We start from the raw sequence: 16,567 nt of genomic DNA, 5'->3' as shown, positions 1-16,567 counted from the left end.
GTATTCCCAGGTCAACAGACTTCGATCAGGAGCGAAAGGCCAGGTCAGACGGTGAAGAGCCGATTCAGGTGGGCGTCGAGCGAGCCGGCGATGAACCCGGGGCGCGCCTGGGCGGGCAGGGCGAGCGCCTGGATGGTCAGGCCGTCGACGACGGCGAGCAGGACGGCGGCCTCGGTCTCTGTGTCGGTCACTTCGGGCAATTCGCCGGCCGCGGCCGCCGCGTCGAGAGCGCGGGCCAAGGCGGTCCGCTGCTCGTAGTCGGTGGTCGCGGCGATCTCCCGGAGGGCGGGTGATGTCGCCGCCGCCGCGGTGAAGGCCAGCCAGATCCGGGCGTCCCGGGCCCGTGAGTCGTCGAGCGGCAACCAGAGTTCGAGCGCTTGGCGTAGTACGCGGCGGGGCGGTGCGGTCAGGTCCACTGTGGCGAGCTTGAGCTCGAACAGTTCACTGATGTGCTGGAACGCAGCAGCGACGAGCTCGTCCTTGCTGCGGAAGTAGTACTGGACCTGCGCCAGCGAGATCCCGGCCGCGGCGGCGACATTCCGCATGGTGGCGGCCTCGAGTCCGCGTTCGGCGATAACGTCGACCACGGCCCGCAGTACGTGCGCACCGCGCTGAGGCTGTTCCCCGTTCACAGCACGACGGTACTAATCCTCGCGTACCAATCGCCGGACGAGGTGTGCGGTGGCCGCGTCGACGTCGTACCGGCGGCCGACGCCGGGTGTGAGCTGGTCGAAGACCAGTCCGTCGATCGCGAAGTGCAGCAGCCGGACCTCCTCGGCGCCACCGGGCAGTCCCGCCTGGACGTGGAACGAGACATCGGCGTCGAAACCCTGCTGCAAGGTGCGCGAGAGGATCTCGTTCAGACCGGGCCGGCGGGCTGCCTCGAGGCGGAGCTCGAACAGCGCAAGCGGGAGCTCCGGCTTGGCGAGCAGTCGCTCGACGATGTAGCGCACGTAGTCGATGACCAGGTCCACCGACGGAGTCCGCTCGGCCAGCGGAGCCAGCACCGCCTCGTCGGGCGCCAGCCGCTCGAAGATGCGCTCACCGAGTGCTCCTAGCAAAGCGTCTCGGCTGCGGAAGTAGTTGGACGCAGTACCGGCCGGGAGTCCGGCGGCGGCGTCGACCGCGCGGTGGGTGAGACCGCGGGCACCCTGCTCGGCCAGTACTGCGAGACCCGCGTCGGCGAGCTGGGCGCGGCGTTCGGGGTTTCGGGGCATGTTGACAAGGCTAGCAGGAATGCACTACAACTGTCGTACTCAACAACGACACCTGTAGTAGTAGTCAGGAGATTCTATGCAACCCGCAGCCTTCGGAGCGACGGTCGTCACGGCGCGGCCGGCCGAGGTCGCCGCGTTCTACCAGCAGCACTTCGACCTGAAGATCACCCTCGACCTCGGCTGGTTCGTGGTCCTGCGCCGCGGCGAAGCCGACTGGGAACTGGCCATCACCGAGCGCGGCCACGCGACGGTCCCGGCGGCGGTCTCGGCCCTGACCGAGAGCACCAACGTCTTCGGCTTCATCGTGGAGGACGTCGACAAGGTCGCCGCCGCCCTGGTCGAGGCCGGCGTCGAGCTGGAGACCGAGCCGGTCACCGAGGTCTTCGGCCAGCGGCACTTCTTCGTCCGCGACCCCGAGGGCACCTGGATCGACGTCATCCAGCTGGTCGCCCCCGACCCGGCCTGGCTGGCCGCCAACTTCCCCGCGGCCGAGTAACGGGTCAGAGGGTGAGCAGGATCTTGCCGATGTGGTTGGACTCTTCGAGGGCCCGGTGAGCTTCGGCGACGGACTCCAGCGGGTAGGTGCGGTGCACGATCGGCCGCACCTTCTTCGCTGTCACCAGCGGCCAGACGTGGCCGACCACCTCGGTGAGGATCTCGCCCTTATCGACCACCGACCGGGCCCGCAGTCCGGTCCCGGTGATGGAGCCGCGCCGGCTCATCAACCGGCCGAGGTCCAGCTCGCCCTTGGTCCCGCCCTGCAACCCGATGACGACCAGCCGGCCGTCGTAGGCGAGCGCCTTGACGTTGTCCGCCAGGTACTTCGCGCCCATGATGTCGAGGATCACGTCGGCGCCGGCCTTGCCGGTCGCCTCCTTCACCACCGAAGCCCACTCGGCTTCCTTGTAGTTGATCGCGACGTCCGCACCGAGTCGCGTGCAGAAGTCCATCTTGTCGGTGCTGCCGACCGTGCAGAGCACACGGGCGCCGTGCGCGACAGCGAGCTGGATCGCCATCGTGCCGATCCCGGACGAGCCGCCGTGCACCAGCAGCGTCTCGCCCTCCTTCAGGTGCGCGGTCATGAACACGTTCGACCACACCGTCGCGACCACCTCGGGCAGCGCGGCCGCGCTCACTAGGTCGATGCCTTCCGGCACGGGCATCACCTGCGGCGCGGGCACCACCACCTTCTCGGCGTACCCGCCGCCGGCCAGCAGCGCGCAACACTCGTCGCCGACCGACCAGCCCTCGACCTCGGCGCCGACTGCGGAGATCGTGCCGGACACTTCCAGCCCGATGGTGCCCGGCGCGCCCAGCGGTGGCGGGTAGAAGCCCTGCCGCTGGAGCAGGTCCGCACGGTTCACCCCCGCGGCGACCACGTCGATGACGACCTCGTCCACCGCTGGGGTCGGGTCCTCGATCTTCCCGATCGTCAGAACCTCGACGCCACCGGCACCCTCACAAACGACAGCTCGCATGCCAGCCACGGTACTGCGTCCGCCGCCTTCCCGCGGGCGGCGGTTCGGGTCACGGGCGGACGATTGTGGCGAGGTCGCTCGCGATGCTGTCGAGTGGATCGACGGTGCCTATCGACTTGAACCAGTCCCAGAGTTCCAGCGAATGATAGAGCCGGTAGAGCGTGGTCCTGGCACGCCAGTCGGCAGGCAGTTCGCCGTACCCGTCGATGAGCCCGGCGAGCTTGCCGGCGTCGCCCCGGATCGAGTAACACTCGGTCTTGGCGAGGTCCATCAGCGGGTCCGCGGCGATCGCGTTCTCCACATCGATGAAGCCGCGCACCTGCCCGCTGCCGGGATCCACAAGCACATTGCCCTCATGAAAGTCGTTGTGACAAAGGGCTGCTGCTGTTGTGCTTGAACAGGTCCGTGTGCGCTTCGACGTTGGTCGGCAGCGGTTCGAGGATTTGATCGGCGGGTGGCGGCGTCACCGAGCTCGTTCGCGAGGAGGCCGTAGACGTGGACTTCCTTCGCTTGCTTCCAGGCCCATTCGGGGTCGTAGACCTTGACGATCACGGGCGTGGCGGCGTGCCGGCGTACCTCGGAGACGGTGCTCAGTTGGCCGCCCGACCGCGGGACGATCTCCGCGATGTTGCTGCCGGGGCAAGCCTTCCCGACCATCGCGGCGATGTCCACGTGCGCCAACCTAGGGCTGTGCCGGCGGGGTGTCGAAGCGTTTAGTCGTCGAGGTCTGCCCAGGAGTCGACGTCGTCGCCGGCTCGGCTGGGTGCCGACCAAGCGAGGTCGAGTCCGGAGAATAGACGCCGTACCGACTTGTCGTGCGGGTCCCCGAGTCGCTTCAGCGCCTCGTCGAGCGCAGTACGCCGGTACGCCGCGGCCAGCCATTGCTTGCGGCCGGTCGTGTCGCGGAGGCCGAAGCCGTCGTGCTCACCGAGACCGTCGACCAACTGCGTGACCTCGTCGGCGGTGATCCACGGGAGGTCGCAGGACAGCAACACCACGACGGGCGCTTGCCCGACGGCGAGGCCGGCCGCGATCCCGGCGACCGGACCGCCGCCCGGCGGGGACTCCCTCGTCCACTCCACCGGCCGTACGACGGCCCGCTCCGGTCCGACCACGACGGTCGACCGGGCCGCGATTGTTGCCGTCAGCACCCGATCGAGCAACGACATCCCGTCCAGCACGAGCATCGCCTTGTCCACGCCACCGAATCGCGTGGACCCGCCCCCGGCCAACACCACCGCATCAAATTCCACCCCCTCAGTCTGCCTCGGCCGACTGGTTACTTCAGGAGCATCGCCTTTCTGCGAGCCTCCATTTCTTCCAGCTGCTGTTCCGACATCGAGGCCGCACCTGACCGACCTCCGTACAGGCGATGCCGGGCGCCAGTACGCCGTACTGGCTGGAGCAGGCTGGGTGAGGATCAAGCCTGCTCGGGATGGGGCACCATGGGAGGGTGAAGATCGCCGTGGTGCAGACCGCCAGTACGCAGGACAAGGCCGCCAACCGCGACCTGGTGACGCGGCTCGTCGCCGACGCCGTCCGGAGCGGGCCCGAGCTGGTCGTGTTGCCCGAGGCGATCATGGCTGACTTTGCGACCGAAGGCGGGTCGGTCGGTGAGCTGGCCGAGCCGCTCGACGGGGAGTTCGTCGGCACGCTGCGCAAGCTTGCGGCCGAGCATGGCGTCGCGATCGTGGCGGGCATGTTCGAGCGCAGCTGCGACGAGGTCCGGCCGTACAACACGCTGCTCGCGGTCGGCTCGGACGGCGACCTGCTCGGCGCCTACCGCAAGATCCATCTGTACGACGCGTTCGGGTACCGCGAGTCGGACCAGCTGACCTCCGGCGAGGTGGCGCCGGTCGTCGTCGAGATCGCCGGGATGAAGCTCGGGTTGATGACTTGTTACGACCTGCGGTTCCCCGAGTTGTCGCGAGCCTTGGTCGACGCGGGCGCGGAGGCGTTCGTAGTACCGGCTGCTTGGGTGCGCGGACCGCTGAAGGAGCATCACTGGACCACGCTGCTCACGGCTCGGGCGATCGAGAACACCTGTTATGTCGTGGCGGCCGCGCAGAACGGGAAGAAGTACTGCGGACTGAGCCAGATCATCGACCCGCAGGGCATCGCCGTCGCTGCCGTGGGGGAGGCGGACGGTTTCGCTGTGGCCGAGATCTCGGCGGACCGGTTGGCCGAGACGCGGCGGCGCAATCCCTCGCTGCTGAACCGAAGGTTCACGGTCGCGCCGCGTTAGTTTTCTGAGACTTTTCCGGTGCGGTTCACCTGCTCGGGTTAGCCTCCTGGGGTGACCCTGCGGCCGGACGGATTCGATCTCGACCACCACGGCGATCTCGAGGTCGGTCACGGCCTGGTCGATCTCGCCGTCAACGTGCGCGCCGGTACGCCGCCCGGCTGGCTGGTCGAGGAGATCGGCGCGAGCCTCACCGACCTGGCCGGCTATCCCCGGCAGGACGCCGCACTGGCCGCCGTTGCCGCGCGCCACCAGCGTGATCCCGCGCAGATCCTGCTGACCGCGGGAGCCGCGGAGGCGTTCGTCCTGATCGCGCGGGCCTTCCGGCCGAAGCATCCGGTGATCGTGCACCCGCAGTTCACCGAACCCGAGGCGGCGTTGCGATCGGCCGGTCATCTGGTCGACCGGGTGCTGCTGAGTGCCGCCGACGGCTTCGTGCTCGACGCCCGGGTGGTGCCGGCCGACGCCGATCTGGTCGTGGTCGGGAATCCGACCAACCCGACATCGGTCCTGCATCCGGCCGACGAGTTGCGCGAACTGGCTAGGCCCGGCCGCATCCTGGTGGTCGACGAGGCCTTCATGGACGCCGTACCCGGTGAGCCGGAATCGTTGGTGGGAGCCTCGATTCCTGGGCTGGTGGTGGTCCGGAGTCTGACCAAGACGTGGGGGCTCGCGGGGTTGCGGGTCGGGTACGTCGTGGCCGCTCCTGGGTTGATCGAGCAACTGGCCGCAGTACAGGCGCATTGGCCGGTGTCTACTCCTGCGCTGGCTGCTGCGATCGCGTGCAGCAACGAACGTGCTCTTGCCGAGGCGAGTGAGGCGGCGGTCGAGTTGGATCGGCAGCGCGCTCATCTGCTGGCCGGGTTGGGGTGCGCGGGCGTTTCGACGTACGGGGTGGCGCGGGGGCCTTTTGTGTTGGTGCATGTGGCTGGGGCTCTGGGGTTGCGGGAGCAGTTGCGCGAACGCGGGTTCGCCGTACGGCGAGGTGACACGTTCCCCGGGTTGGGCCCGGACTGGTTGCGGATCGCGGTCCGGCCCGAGGCGGTCACGGACGCGTTCCTGAAGGTCTGGCAGGACCTGCTCGGCTGAGCTTTCGACCCCTGCTCGGCCGCACTCTCGATCGGTGCCGAACCGAGTGCCCGTTGTAACCCGCGCGGGGGTTTAGCCCCGGTCTACTTTGCGCACAGGAGAGTCGGCAGGACACTCCGGGCACTTCGAAGGGAGCAGCATCATGGGCATGAACGACGACGACATGACCACCTCGTCGACCGGCAGCGAGGGGCCGGCCGACGGTGGAGCGTCGAGTGGTGCCACCGACGGCGGAGCTGACGGCGGCGCCGGCGGCAACATCGCCAGCGGCTCCGGCGACCCCGGTGGCGAAGGCTTGGCGGACGGCGGCGCGACAGTAGGCGGCACGGACGGTGGTGCTGACGGCGGTGCCGACAGTGGCGCCGGTGGCGACTCCGGTGGTGCCGAAGACAGCGGTGGTCAAAGCAGCTACTCCGGGGGCGGCGAGGGGCCTGCTGACGGCGGGGCTGACCCAGGGGCGACCGATGGCGGTGCCGACGGTGGCGCCGGCAGTGAAGGCGGCTACTCCGGTGGCGGTGAAGGGCCTGCTGATGGTGGGGCAGCGCCGGGTGCCACGGATGGCGGTGCTGATGGTGGTGCGGGGAGCGAAGGTGGCTACGCGGGCGGGGCCGGGGACGGCTCGTCGGGTGGTGGCTCAGAGGGACCTGCGGACGGCGGCGCCTCGCCTGGTGTCAGCGATGGCGGCGCTGACGGAGGAGCCGACAGTGGCGCCGAAGGCCCAGCGGACGGCGGCGCCTCAGAGGGCGCGACCGACGGCGGTGCTGACGGCGGTGCCGGCGGGAACTCCGGAAGTTGGTGACCGCGGTGCCGGAGAGCGGGCTGCCGCCGGACGGGCGCCCTGCTCTCCGGCGCTGTGTGGGTAGTGAGCTGGACCTCGACGAGTTCGGCCGCAGCTACTGGGGTTCTCGCGCACTGCTGTCGCACGGCGGAGACTACGGCGACCTGTTCAGCCTGCAGGCCGCCGACGAACTCCTGTCCCGCCGAGGCCTCCGTACTCCGTTCCTGCGCTTGGCCAAGAACGGAACGGTTGTCGGCGACAGCCAGTTCACCGGGCCCGCCGGAGTCGGCGCGGAAATCGGCGACCAGGTCCGCGATGACAAGGTGGCTGCGCTCTTCGCGAGCGGGCACACCGTAGTACTGCAGGCTCTTCATCGCACCTGGCCCGCACTGGTCGACTTCGCGACCCAGCTGTCGTCCGACGCTGGGCATCCCATGCAGATCAACGCCTACATCACTCCGGCGGAGTCGCAGGGGTTCTCCGCTCACTACGACGTTCACGACGTGTTCGTCCTGCAGGTGGCGGGCGAGAAGCACTGGACCGTGCACGAGCCGGTGCATGTGGACCCGCTGCGCAACCAGCCGTGGACCGACCACTCGCAGGCCGTCGCGGCAGCAGCCCGCGACCGCGCCCCGGTGATCGACGACGTACTACGCCCTGGCGATGCGCTCTACGTCCCCCGTGGCTTCCTGCACTCGGCGAAAGCGCTCGGTGGAGTCAGTGCTCACTTGACCGTCGGCCTGCACACCATGACGCGCTATCTCCTCGTCCAGGAGCTCGCCGCGCTGGCAGCCGACGAACCGTCCTTGCGTACGGCCCTTCCGCTCGGCTTCGACCCGGGCGATCCTTCACAGCTCTCCACTGTGTTGGACGAGGTGACCTCGCTGCTGATCAAGAAGATCGAGCAGACGACTGCGGACGACCTGGCCCCACGCCTCAGCCGTCGCACCTGGTCCGGCAACCGCCCGGCGCCTCTTGCGCCCCTCGCGCACGCAGCCGCAATCGCATCCCTCTCGGCGGACACCACCGTCCGTCTCCGCCCGGGCCTGCGTTTCCAGTTGGTCGACGGCGACCCAGTCCGCCTCCACCTCCCGGACCGGACAATCTCCTTGCCCAAGGCAACCTATGAGGCCCTCAGTGTTTTGACTGCCGGCGCCGCCACCCGCGTAGGCGACCTCCCCGGCCTGGACCCCTCCGACCAACTGGTCCTGACCCGCCGCCTCCTAACCGAAGCAGCCCTAACCACCGAACCCCAGTGACCCCACCTACCCCCTCGAGAGCCGCCCTACCCGACCCCACCCTGCCGGAACCCGCCCTACCCGAACCCGCCCCGCCCGAACCCGCCCCGCCCGAACCCGCCCCGCCCGAACCCGCCCCGCCCGAGCCCGCCCCGTCCGAGCCCGGCCTGCGATGCGCCCCCGCCGCCCAGCGCCGCGCCGATCCCTTATACGCAACAGCCCCACCAGCCCAACGCTGGCTCCTGATAGAAACCCCCACCCCCTGGCCCCGCCAAGCCCTAACCGCCCTCACCACCCCACCCGAGACTGGTGGTGGTTTGAGTTTGGGTGGTGAGGTTGCTCGGAGGTGTGCGTCGGCGGACATCCGTCCTGTGCTCATCAAGCGCCACGGCCGCCAGGACCGAAGTACTGGTCGGCGCTGGGCTCTGGTCGACAGCCGGCCCGGGCGGGAGTCGATCCGCTGGGGCGACCTCCCCACCGACGACCATCTCTTGAAAGTCCTGGACGGCACCGACCCCGGCACCCTCAGCACCGAACCGATCTATCTCGTCTGCACCCACGGCCGCCACGACGCCTGCTGCGCCATCCAAGGCCGCCCAGCTGCAGCCGCCCTTGCCGCCGCCTTCCCCGACAGGACCTGGGAATGCAGCCACATCGGCGGCGACCGCTTCGCCGCCAACCTCGTCTTCCTTCCGCACAGCCTCTTCTACGGCCATGTCCCCACCGCAGAAGCAGTCACCCTGGCAACTCGCTACAACGAAGGCTTCGTAGTACCGAAGTACCTGCGCGGCTCGGGCGCCCACCCGCCCGCAGTACAAGCCGCCCAACACTTCGCCCGCGAGGCGGGCGCCTCCCTAGCCGTCGACGCCCTACGGCCAACCCACCTGAGCCGCCCCACCCCCACCGCGTGGCAGATCCACCTCACAGCCGACGCCACCAGCTACGCGGTAGGCCTCACCACCACAACAACCACCATCAACGCCCGCATGACCTGCAACGCCCACCCTCCAGGCCACCTGACCACCTACACCCTCAGCAGCCTCGAGTAGCACCGCCCTGCGGACGCCTGCTTCAGGCGACGGCGTAGTCGCCGAGGGCGGGTTCGAGCAGGGCGAAGGCCTCGGTGGCTTCGGGGGCGATGGTTCGCGCGATGTCGTCGTTGGACCTGCCGGCCAGAGTGAGGAGCTGGATCCGGTGGAACAGCGTGCGGTGAACCGCCCCGAGCAAGGCGCTGGCCGTGTTGACGGTGATGTGGTCGGGGCGCTCGCCAGTACTCTCAGCGAGCACTGCGGCCAGGGCCTGCTCGCGGCGGTCGTGGAGGCCTCGTAAACAGACAGTCAGAGTGGGGCTGTCGGCGATCATCCGGGTGAACTCCTGGCCCGCGAAGCCGGCGACCGGGTTCTGGGTCTCGATCGCGGCCTCGAAGTCGCGGCGTAGCGCGGCGAGAGCGGAATCGCCAGGACGCCGGGTTGCCACCGCTTCGGCCAGGGACGCGACGAACGCGTCCTGGTGGTCGAGGGCAAGGTCCTCTTTCCGGGCGAAGTAGTTGGTGACGGTCTTCTTCGCGACGCGGGCCGCGGCCGCGATCTCGGCGATGGTGGTCTGTTCGAAGCCTTGGGCGATGAACAGCCGGGTCGCCTGGTCGGAGATCAGCTGCCGCGTCTCCTGCTTCTTGAGCTCCCGCAGGCCGGTCGGGGCGTTCGTGGTGTCCATGGAGGAAATCTTACACCCGTCGTAAAAGTATGTTGACAGCATCTTGGGCCCGGGTTAAAGTTACGCTCGTCGTAAAGTTAGCCCGAAAGGAAGTAGTGGATGCGAAACCCAGATCTCGGCACCTCCCAGTCCGGTGCGTTCCCGCGCAGGCGCCGTGACGAGCGGCCCGCAGCGCCTGTCCGCATCGTGCGTTTCCCGGTCACCAACACCCGGCGCGACCTCCCGCGCCGCGGCGTCCGCTGACCGCAGTCCCGTCGTACGCCGAGTTCCTCTTGGAAGGAAACCCTGTGAAGATCAACGCCTCCACCATCTCCCTGACCATTGACGACGTCGCGGCGTCGCGTGCGTTCTTCGTCGAGCACCTCGGCTACCAGGAACGCGCCGCGGCCGAGGGGTTCGCGTCACTCAGCCGTGACGACGCCGTCGACATCGTCTTGCTGCAGCGCGGGATCGAGGTACTGCCGCCCGAGCAGCGTGACCAGCGCGCGGCCGGCCTGATCCTCGCCTTCACCGTCGACACGCTCGACGCCGAGGAGAAGCGCCTGCGCGACGAAGGTGTCGCGATCACCATGCCGCTACGGGAAGAGCCCTGGGGCGAACGCCTGTTCCAGATCACCGACCCCAACGGCATCATCATCCAGTTCGTCGAGTGGACCACCCCGAACTGACCCCCACCCAGCCGCGCCGACCCACCCCAGGGTCGGCGCGGCTGCCGTGTCCGCCGGACCCACGAGCTGATAAGGCCGCGGCCGGGCGAAGCGAACCGCAAGCCGGGCATGGCCGTAGCCGGAAGATCTCGGCCGCACCCGTCAGGAGCAGGGGCTATCGACGCCTGGCCGGCTCGAAGTGTTCCTGGTGTGCGCGTTGTGGAGGATGCCGTCGATTCCTGCGTTGGCGACGGGTGGAGCGGGCAGCGCTGCGATGGCGAATGGTCCCGGTCTTGCTGTTGCCAGGCCGAGGTGGCGTCCGCGGGCTGGGGGATTTGGGTTAGCTCGGGCCGGGGAGTTGGGTGTCTTGTTGGTGGGCGCCGTAGTACTTGGACTGGCGGGACATGATGTCGCGCATCGGGGTGCCGCGTGGGACGCCGTAGACGGTGGTGGGGAAGTCGAGGGTTTGCTGGATCTCCCAGAGTTCTTCGTGGCGGTCCGGGGAGAAGAGTTGGGCGGGGTCGCCGACCGCGATCCAGCCGATCGGGAGGACCGTGCCTGGTTCGAGACGCGAGTTGACCTGGAGCACGCTGTTGATGCGCAGTTCCGCGCCGGTGCCGGCGCGCGAACCCGGGAACAACGCGGCGCCCGTGGCGATGAAGACCTCAGCTTCGACCGTGGCGCCGTTCACGTGGGCGTGCGGACCGACCAGGACCGCAGCGCCGATCAACGCGGGATGATCCGCCCGGCCGCGGACCAGGGCGTTCTCCATCACCACGCTGTTCTCTCCGAGGTGGACCTCACCGTCTTCCGCCGTCAGTACTGCGCCATGCAGCACCCGGCTGCCTTCGCCGAGCACGACGGCTCCACACAGCACGGCTGATGGTGCGACGTACGCAGACTCCGGCACGACTGGTCTCCGGCCACGGTGTTCCAGCAGCATCAGCAAATCCTCTCGTCGCGGGCATCACCTCGGGTTCCTCTCGCAGTTGTACTAGGCAGTGGGCGGGTACTCCACAGCCCGGGCCCTCACTGCCCGGGCGGCCATCGCCTGTGGCCGGCTGTCCACGTCGGTGGTGGGAGGTTCAGCCGGCTGAGGCGAAGGTTCAGGGTGGGAGTGAACTCCGCGAGCTACGAGAAGGACATTAGAACACCTGTTCGAAGAGCGCAAGAAACCCTGACCCGTCAGTTGTGCCGCCGTTCAACGAGTTTCAGGTACGACGGGTCGCCGCGTCGGGAAGCACTCGCTCGAGCACGACGATGCTCGCCGCGGCAACCAGCGCCAGTACCGACGAGGCGACCCAGGGGAGCTCGTGCCGCACCTCGAAGAGCTGCGCGAAGAAGGCCGGTACCAGCACGCTCGCGAAGGTGAACGAGTACTGCCAGTACGACAGATACTTGCCGCGCCCATTGTCAGGCGCCACCGCGGCAGCGAGCGCATTCCCAGTAGCGGCATGTAGCAAATCGGCCCCAGCGAACACCGCAGTCGCCAGTACCAACCCGGGCACAACCAGCACGGCCGGTACGTGCAACAGCCCTGCCATCAGCACACCCCACACCGCCCACAGCGCGCCTGCAAGCACCAGCACCTGTGTACGCCGCCGCTGCTCGGTATGTCGCACCACCAGCGTCTGACCGGTCGCAAGCACCACTGAGGTCGCCGCCAGCAGTACGCCGACTATCCACTTCGGTGCTTCCGGCAGCGCCTCGGTCACGTAGACCGGCAGCCCCACCCCCAGCATCATCATGCACAACGCCAGGACGGTGTTCACCGCGATCAGTACGAGGAACGCCTTGTCCTTCCGCAGGAGCGGCGCAGGCCCGGTGTCCTGGGCTGCAGCCGCCTGCGCCTCATGCCTGGTCCGCAACCGGAGCAGCAGCAGGCCGGCAGCGAAGAACGTCACCGCGTTCACCGCCATGCCGACCAGGAACGGCCCGTTCCCGCCGAGGCTCAGCAGCACACCCGCCGCCAGTGCGCCCAGCCCGAACCCGGCCGCCTGCATCATCCCGCCGAGGCCGAACCAGCGATCCCGGTCGCCCGGATCCGCGACGTCCGACAGCAGGCTGAAGATCGCCGACCAGAACACCCGCTGCCCAGTCGTCGACACCAGCGCACAGAGGAACAGCAGCCACAGCGACCGCCCGAAGAAGAACCCGGTGAAGGCGATCCCCTGCGCGAACTGCGCGCCGATCACCAGGTTCCTCGGGCCGACCCGGTCGATCACCAGACCGACGGCCGCCGGTGCCGCGATGGAGAACATGGTCGCGACGGTCAGCATCAGCCCCGCAGTACCGAGGGGGATGTCTGCGACCCGGACGAAGAAGAGCAACACCAGCGGGCCGGCACAGCCGCCGCCGAACGAATCGATCGCCAACGCGGCCAGCAAGGGTGTCCGCCCACGCACGTTCGGCAGGCCGAGGGACGTTGCTGAAGGCATGAGGTTTCCCCGGCGGCAGTTGGACAGTCAACCGTGACAGTAACAACCCACCGCCGAGGCCCTCCAATCTTTTAAACGCCTACCCCTGCGCGGTTCGCACTCGTACTACGACGTACCGCACCGGCCGCCACGCCACCACGGTCATGATCGCCATACCGACGAACGCGAAGACGAACGGCGTCGTCAGCCCGAACCGTTGCGCCAGTGCTCCGCCGAGCAACGCCCCAACCGCGGCACCTCCGATGGAGGCCAACGCGTAGACGTTGTTCACCCGCCCCATCAACGCGTCAGGCGTGGCGAGCTGCCGAGCCGTGGTCGACACGATGCCCCAGACAACGGCGTGTACTCCGAACACCGTCATCGTCACGACCACCACGACTGGACTTCTGGTGACAGCCAGGATCAAGTGAACCGCCGTCTCCACCAACAGTCCCGCACGAAGCAGCGTCAAGCTTCCAACTCGCGGCTCGAGCAGGTGGTAGACGGGCATGCCCGCGATCGCACCGATCGCGCTGGCGGAGATCAACAGCCCGAACTGCGTCTCGCTCAACCCGAGTCGCTGCTTGGCGAACAACACCCAGGTCGCGAAGCCGGCCATGAAGGTGACGTTCATGACCAGGATCGTCCAGGCGAGCGTGCGCACACCGGCGTGGTTCCACAGCCATCGGACTGCTTCGCGCACATCGGCCCAGAGCGCAGTACGGGCTGTGGATTCATCGGCCGTGGGTGATCGTGTGGAGACTTTGCTCATCAGTACTGCGGCCGCCGCGAATGTCACCGCATCCATGACCAGCGGGACACCGGTGCCGACGGCAAACAACAAGGCGCCGATCGGAGGCCCGACGAGTTGGTTGGCGGCCGTGCCGGTGGCATAGAGACGCGCGTTCGCTTTACTGAGTTGCTCTTTCGGTACTGCGTTGACGAGCAGTGCACCAGATGCGCTGTCAGCCAGCGTTTCCGCAGTACCGAGTAGGAAGAGCGTCAAATAGACCGCCCACAACGGCGAAACACCAACCAGTACTGCGATGCCGAGCGCGGCCAGCACAACCGCTCGGAAGGTGTCAGCGGCAACGACCACCAGTCGGCGGTCGAGCCGGTCGACCAGTGCTCCACTGAGCAAGGCAAAGAGTAGCCAGGGCAACTGTTGCACGAAGGCGGCGATGCCGACGGCAAGTGGTTCATCGGTGATCGAGGCAACCAAAAGTGGGCCGGCGGCAAGCATCGCGCCGTCGCCGAGATTGGAGATGGCCGAGGCCGGCCAGATCCTGCGGAAATCCTGGCCCAGTTCAGCGGGCAGGAGAAAGGTACGAAGGGCACGCATCGGAACTCCCGGAGGGCATGACGGCAGACTGGACTGGCGACGTCACCCGACGCCGCCGGATCGTCCGGTCAGTCACCCCGCGTCAGCAGCAGCTCAGCGAGCCGACCGGACGGCACAAGCCATGTCCTCCGACGACCTGGACATCGCTCCCACCTCCCGTCTCCGTTCAGGCGAGCGCACCTGCACCCGCCCACTCCCGCAGACCTTACCGACCGAAAACACCCCCGCCCACCCCATTACGCGGGTGCCCCGATCCACCGGCTATCCCCCAGGAGCGCTATCCTCGACCCTCGGCGACCACCCACGGGTGACCGCCTGGAGGGTTCGCATAGTGGCCGAGTGCGCTGGTCTTGAAAACCGGTATGGCGGGTGACCGTCATCGTGGGTTCGAATCCCACACCCTCCGCTTACACGGTACTCAGGATGAGCTTCTGACCTGCGCAAACGCCGTCGAGCCGTAGCCGGCGAGCTTGTCCGGCCATGCCCGGCCTTGCAGATGCCATGTACCAGGCGGCCCAGACCTTCAATGCCAGGAAGATCAGGGCGCTCGCATATCAAGGTTCTGCAGTTGCTGTTCGGGCGGCCGCGCCTGCGGGGTTTTCCGATCCGAGGGCGCGAGGCACTCGGGGGCGGTCCCGTGTTACCCCAAGAAATCGATGTAGCGCTCCGACGTGGTGCATTCGGACGACCCGAACCTGATCGGCGCATTGTCGAAATCGCAGTCCATCGTGCGAAGGCGAGCAGGGTTCTCCGGCCACTGGAAGTCACATCGCGCCCACGTCCCGAAACCGTGCGCGTTCCTGCAGACATAGATGTTGGCGGCAGTGAAGCCGATCTGCCCGAGTGCTGATCTGCCGTCGCTGTCGGTGTCCCGCACGAAGACGACGTCTCCGTCCCGCTTGATGCACACTGCAGCGTTCGGATGACTGCCGTCGTTGTTGTCCCACAGACAAAAGTCAGTGCGTGCGCGAACTTGGTCAGCAGTGAGGTCGACCTGTTCACCGGTTCCACAGTGAAGCCAGTCGTACGGGCAATCTTCGAAGTAGCTCGCATCAGCGTGAGCACGGGGAACATGCGTTGCCCCAGGAACGACGATCTGCCCGAACCCGAGTACAACACTCGCCGCCGCGATGGCAGCAGCGCGACCTATGCCCTTGCGCAACATTGTCGAACCTCCTCGTCGAGGCGTGATCGTGCGACAGTGAAGCACACAGGGCCGGGTGGTGTGAACGGCCCGAGCTCGGTTGTCTTCCAGACTGTCATTTCGAACCCGTCGTCCCAAAAAGTCGCCGTGACCTGTCGGATCCGGAGTGAGGCATTCGTAGTACGGGTGACGGGCGGCCGGAGGAAGGTCGCCGGACTCACGGAAGGTAGGGCGCCATGCGGAAACTGGTCTACGGGATGAACCTGACGCTGGACGGCTACATCGCCGCGCCCGGCGACGACATCGGCTGGGGCGTGCCGAGCGACGAGCTGTTTCAGTGGTGGCTCGACCAGGAGTTGACGATCGGGTTGTTCCTGTACGGGCGCAAGTTGTGGGAGACGATGAGTTCCCATTGGCCGACGGGCGACCAGCAGCCCGACGCCACCCCGGCGCAGATCGAGTTCGCGCGGAACTGGCGGGACACGCCGAAGCTGGTGTTCTCCTCGACGATCGACAAGGTTGACTGGAACACCCGCCTCGTCACCGGCGACGCCGTGGCGGAGATCACCCGGCTCAAGGCCGGCGACGGCGGGCCGATGAGGGTCGGTGGCGCCACGCTCGCTGCAGCGGCTATGCGGGCGGGGCTGATCGACGAGTACGAGATCGCCACCCACCCGGTGCTGGTGGGTGGCGGCACACCGTTCTTCGCCGCGCTGGACAGCTGGGTGAACCTGAACCTGGTGGAGACGCGGACGTTTCCCGGCGGCGTGATCATGACCAGGTACCAGACGAAACGTTGAGCTGTCGGCGGTCGCGTCTAGGGTGCGGCCATGGGTGCTCGGGTTTCGATCGCAGTCGCTTTGCTGTTGCGCGACGGTCTGGTGCTGCTGGTGCATCGCCATCCGTCGCGTCGGTGGTATCCCGACTGCTGGGATCTCGTCGGTGGGCATGTCAAGGCGGGCGAGTTGCCTCACCAAGCGGTTGGTCGGGAATGTCTCGAAGAAATCGGGGTGCAGGTCTACGACCCCGTACCCATCCCGATGACGATCACTGATCCGGCCCTCGACGTGCACGCGTTCCTCGTCACGCGCTGGGACGGGGAACCTGTCAACCTCGCACCGGAGGAGCACGACGAGCTTCGCTGGTTCCGGCCCGGTGAGCTCGCAGGCTTGAAGTTGGCCCACCCGGCCGGCCTGCCGAGCCTCCTGAGTGCCGTCTCACCGGGACTGGGTTGATAGGCAAGTCGTCACTTGCCTATTGTG

At 67.7% G+C, this 16,567-nt stretch carries 20 protein-coding genes and 1 tRNA gene; 11 read left to right on the top strand and 10 right to left on the bottom strand.

Annotated elements, in window-relative coordinates; translation table 11 throughout:
* Window positions 1-44 precede the first annotated feature (44 nt).
* Window positions 45-632 (bottom strand): TetR/AcrR family transcriptional regulator, encoded by a 588-nt coding sequence (locus tag AB0F51_RS08915; RefSeq protein WP_360276263.1) that lies wholly within the window; start codon window positions 630-632, stop codon window positions 45-47.
* A 12-nt stretch (window positions 633-644) separates the two neighbouring features.
* A complete protein-coding gene (locus AB0F51_RS08910) occupies window positions 645-1,217 on the bottom strand; it encodes a TetR family transcriptional regulator (protein ID WP_360276260.1) in 573 nt (190 codons plus the stop codon).
* Between the two features lie 76 nt (window positions 1,218-1,293).
* Here AB0F51_RS08910 and AB0F51_RS08905 point away from each other — a divergent pair, with 76 nt between their 5' ends.
* Window positions 1,294-1,713, top strand: a complete 420-nt coding sequence (locus tag AB0F51_RS08905) for a VOC family protein (protein ID WP_360276258.1) — start codon at window positions 1,294-1,296, stop codon at window positions 1,711-1,713.
* 4 nt (window positions 1,714-1,717) lie between these two features.
* Here the strand turns inward: AB0F51_RS08905 and AB0F51_RS08900 are convergent, their stop codons facing one another.
* The 3 genes from AB0F51_RS08900 to AB0F51_RS08890 all read right to left on the bottom strand — a co-directional run bounded on the left by AB0F51_RS08900 (window position 1,718) and on the right by AB0F51_RS08890 (window position 3,948).
* On the bottom strand, window positions 1,718-2,695 hold the full coding sequence (locus AB0F51_RS08900; RefSeq protein WP_360276256.1) for an NAD(P)H-quinone oxidoreductase: 978 nt from the start codon (window positions 2,693-2,695) through the stop codon (window positions 1,718-1,720).
* Window positions 2,696-2,744: 49 nt separating this feature from the next.
* Window positions 2,745-3,041, bottom strand: coding sequence for a hypothetical protein (locus tag AB0F51_RS08895; protein ID WP_360276253.1), 297 nt, complete (start codon window positions 3,039-3,041; stop codon window positions 2,745-2,747).
* 367 nt (window positions 3,042-3,408) lie between these two features.
* Window positions 3,409-3,948, bottom strand: coding sequence for a molybdenum cofactor guanylyltransferase (locus AB0F51_RS08890; RefSeq protein WP_360276250.1), 540 nt, complete (start codon window positions 3,946-3,948; stop codon window positions 3,409-3,411).
* Between the two features lie 200 nt (window positions 3,949-4,148).
* Between AB0F51_RS08890 and AB0F51_RS08885 the strand changes: the two genes are divergently transcribed.
* The 5 genes from AB0F51_RS08885 to AB0F51_RS08865 all read left to right on the top strand — a co-directional run bounded on the left by AB0F51_RS08885 (window position 4,149) and on the right by AB0F51_RS08865 (window position 9,091).
* On the top strand, window positions 4,149-4,940 hold the full coding sequence (locus AB0F51_RS08885) for a carbon-nitrogen hydrolase family protein (protein WP_360276248.1): 792 nt from the start codon (window positions 4,149-4,151) through the stop codon (window positions 4,938-4,940).
* A 51-nt stretch (window positions 4,941-4,991) separates the two neighbouring features.
* Window positions 4,992-6,026, top strand: coding sequence for an Rv2231c family pyridoxal phosphate-dependent protein CobC (cobC, locus tag AB0F51_RS08880; protein ID WP_360276245.1), 1,035 nt, complete (start codon window positions 4,992-4,994; stop codon window positions 6,024-6,026).
* A 148-nt stretch (window positions 6,027-6,174) separates the two neighbouring features.
* Window positions 6,175-6,825: a BatC protein gene (locus AB0F51_RS08875; RefSeq protein WP_360276242.1), complete on the top strand. Its 651-nt coding sequence runs from the start codon at window positions 6,175-6,177 to the stop codon at window positions 6,823-6,825.
* A 5-nt stretch (window positions 6,826-6,830) separates the two neighbouring features.
* A complete protein-coding gene (locus tag AB0F51_RS08870; RefSeq protein ID WP_360276239.1) occupies window positions 6,831-8,063 on the top strand; it encodes a cupin domain-containing protein in 1,233 nt (410 codons plus the stop codon).
* The gene (locus AB0F51_RS08865) at window positions 8,060-9,091 is read left to right on the top strand and encodes a sucrase ferredoxin (RefSeq protein ID WP_360276236.1); all 1,032 of its coding nucleotides are present in this window, start codon (window positions 8,060-8,062) and stop codon (window positions 9,089-9,091) included. The genes AB0F51_RS08870 and AB0F51_RS08865 overlap by 4 nt, the downstream gene beginning before the upstream one ends.
* 22 nt (window positions 9,092-9,113) lie before the next feature.
* Here the strand turns inward: AB0F51_RS08865 and AB0F51_RS08860 are convergent, their stop codons facing one another.
* Window positions 9,114-9,755 carry a TetR family transcriptional regulator gene (locus tag AB0F51_RS08860; protein ID WP_360276233.1) on the bottom strand — a complete coding sequence of 214 codons (642 nt, stop codon included), beginning with the start codon at window positions 9,753-9,755 and terminating at the stop codon, window positions 9,114-9,116.
* Between the two features lie 99 nt (window positions 9,756-9,854).
* Here AB0F51_RS08860 and AB0F51_RS08855 point away from each other — a divergent pair, with 99 nt between their 5' ends.
* Entirely contained in the window at window positions 9,855-9,998 is a 144-nt protein-coding gene (locus AB0F51_RS08855) for a hypothetical protein (protein WP_360276231.1), read from the top strand.
* Window positions 9,999-10,042: 44 nt separating this feature from the next.
* Window positions 10,043-10,423 (top strand): VOC family protein, encoded by a 381-nt coding sequence (locus AB0F51_RS08850; protein WP_360276228.1) that lies wholly within the window; start codon window positions 10,043-10,045, stop codon window positions 10,421-10,423.
* A 319-nt stretch (window positions 10,424-10,742) separates the two neighbouring features.
* Here the strand turns inward: AB0F51_RS08850 and AB0F51_RS08845 are convergent, their stop codons facing one another.
* The 3 genes from AB0F51_RS08845 to AB0F51_RS08835 form a co-directional block, all read right to left on the bottom strand.
* The gene (locus AB0F51_RS08845) at window positions 10,743-11,345 is read right to left on the bottom strand and encodes a gamma carbonic anhydrase family protein (protein WP_360276225.1); all 603 of its coding nucleotides are present in this window, start codon (window positions 11,343-11,345) and stop codon (window positions 10,743-10,745) included.
* Between the two features lie 268 nt (window positions 11,346-11,613).
* The gene (locus AB0F51_RS08840; RefSeq protein WP_360276223.1) at window positions 11,614-12,840 is read right to left on the bottom strand and encodes an MFS transporter; all 1,227 of its coding nucleotides are present in this window, start codon (window positions 12,838-12,840) and stop codon (window positions 11,614-11,616) included.
* 79 nt (window positions 12,841-12,919) lie between these two features.
* On the bottom strand, window positions 12,920-14,161 hold the full coding sequence (locus AB0F51_RS08835; RefSeq protein ID WP_360276220.1) for an MFS transporter: 1,242 nt from the start codon (window positions 14,159-14,161) through the stop codon (window positions 12,920-12,922).
* A gap of 317 nt (window positions 14,162-14,478) precedes the next feature.
* Between AB0F51_RS08835 and AB0F51_RS08830 the strand changes: the two genes are divergently transcribed.
* A tRNA-Ser gene (locus tag AB0F51_RS08830) sits at window positions 14,479-14,567 on the top strand.
* Between the two features lie 234 nt (window positions 14,568-14,801).
* On the opposite strand, the gene AB0F51_RS08825 is transcribed toward AB0F51_RS08830, so the two are convergent.
* Window positions 14,802-15,326, bottom strand: a complete 525-nt coding sequence (locus tag AB0F51_RS08825) for a hypothetical protein (protein WP_360276217.1) — start codon at window positions 15,324-15,326, stop codon at window positions 14,802-14,804.
* A gap of 215 nt (window positions 15,327-15,541) precedes the next feature.
* Here AB0F51_RS08825 and AB0F51_RS08820 point away from each other — a divergent pair, with 215 nt between their 5' ends.
* Both AB0F51_RS08820 and AB0F51_RS08815 read left to right on the top strand, forming a co-directional pair.
* Window positions 15,542-16,105, top strand: a complete 564-nt coding sequence (locus AB0F51_RS08820; protein ID WP_360276215.1) for a dihydrofolate reductase family protein — start codon at window positions 15,542-15,544, stop codon at window positions 16,103-16,105.
* Between the two features lie 30 nt (window positions 16,106-16,135).
* Complete coding sequence (locus AB0F51_RS08815; RefSeq protein ID WP_360276212.1) at window positions 16,136-16,540, top strand: NUDIX domain-containing protein; 405 nt, start codon at window positions 16,136-16,138, stop codon at window positions 16,538-16,540.
* The last annotated feature ends 27 nt before the right edge of the window (window positions 16,541-16,567 follow it).

Source organism: Kribbella sp. NPDC023855 (assembly GCF_040639475.1).
Lineage (GTDB): Bacteria > Actinomycetota > Actinomycetes > Propionibacteriales > Kribbellaceae > Kribbella.
The sequence above is the reverse complement of the archived record's forward strand: the minus strand, read 5'-3'. Positions and strand labels throughout refer to the sequence as shown.

Excerpts from the sequence above, each read along its gene's own strand:
- AB0F51_RS08905 (WP_360276258.1), top strand. The coding sequence starts at position 1,294 with ATGCAACCCGCAGCCTTCGGAGCGACGGTCGTCACGGCGCGGCCGGCC.
- AB0F51_RS08835 (WP_360276220.1), bottom strand. The coding sequence starts at position 14,161 with ATGCGTGCCCTTCGTACCTTTCTCCTGCCCGCTGAACTGGGCCAGGAT.
- AB0F51_RS08825 (WP_360276217.1), bottom strand. The coding sequence starts at position 15,326 with ATGTTGCGCAAGGGCATAGGTCGCGCTGCTGCCATCGCGGCGGCGAGT.
- AB0F51_RS08900 (WP_360276256.1), bottom strand. The coding sequence starts at position 2,695 with ATGCGAGCTGTCGTTTGTGAGGGTGCCGGTGGCGTCGAGGTTCTGACG.
- AB0F51_RS08860 (WP_360276233.1), bottom strand. The coding sequence starts at position 9,755 with ATGGACACCACGAACGCCCCGACCGGCCTGCGGGAGCTCAAGAAGCAG.
- AB0F51_RS08845 (WP_360276225.1), bottom strand. The coding sequence starts at position 11,345 with ATGCTGCTGGAACACCGTGGCCGGAGACCAGTCGTGCCGGAGTCTGCG.
- AB0F51_RS08840 (WP_360276223.1), bottom strand. The coding sequence starts at position 12,840 with ATGCCTTCAGCAACGTCCCTCGGCCTGCCGAACGTGCGTGGGCGGACA.
- AB0F51_RS08855 (WP_360276231.1), top strand. The coding sequence starts at position 9,855 with ATGCGAAACCCAGATCTCGGCACCTCCCAGTCCGGTGCGTTCCCGCGC.
- AB0F51_RS08820 (WP_360276215.1), top strand. The coding sequence starts at position 15,542 with ATGCGGAAACTGGTCTACGGGATGAACCTGACGCTGGACGGCTACATC.
- AB0F51_RS08815 (WP_360276212.1), top strand. The coding sequence starts at position 16,136 with ATGGGTGCTCGGGTTTCGATCGCAGTCGCTTTGCTGTTGCGCGACGGT.
- AB0F51_RS08875 (WP_360276242.1), top strand. The coding sequence starts at position 6,175 with ATGAACGACGACGACATGACCACCTCGTCGACCGGCAGCGAGGGGCCG.
- AB0F51_RS08910 (WP_360276260.1), bottom strand. The coding sequence starts at position 1,217 with ATGCCCCGAAACCCCGAACGCCGCGCCCAGCTCGCCGACGCGGGTCTC.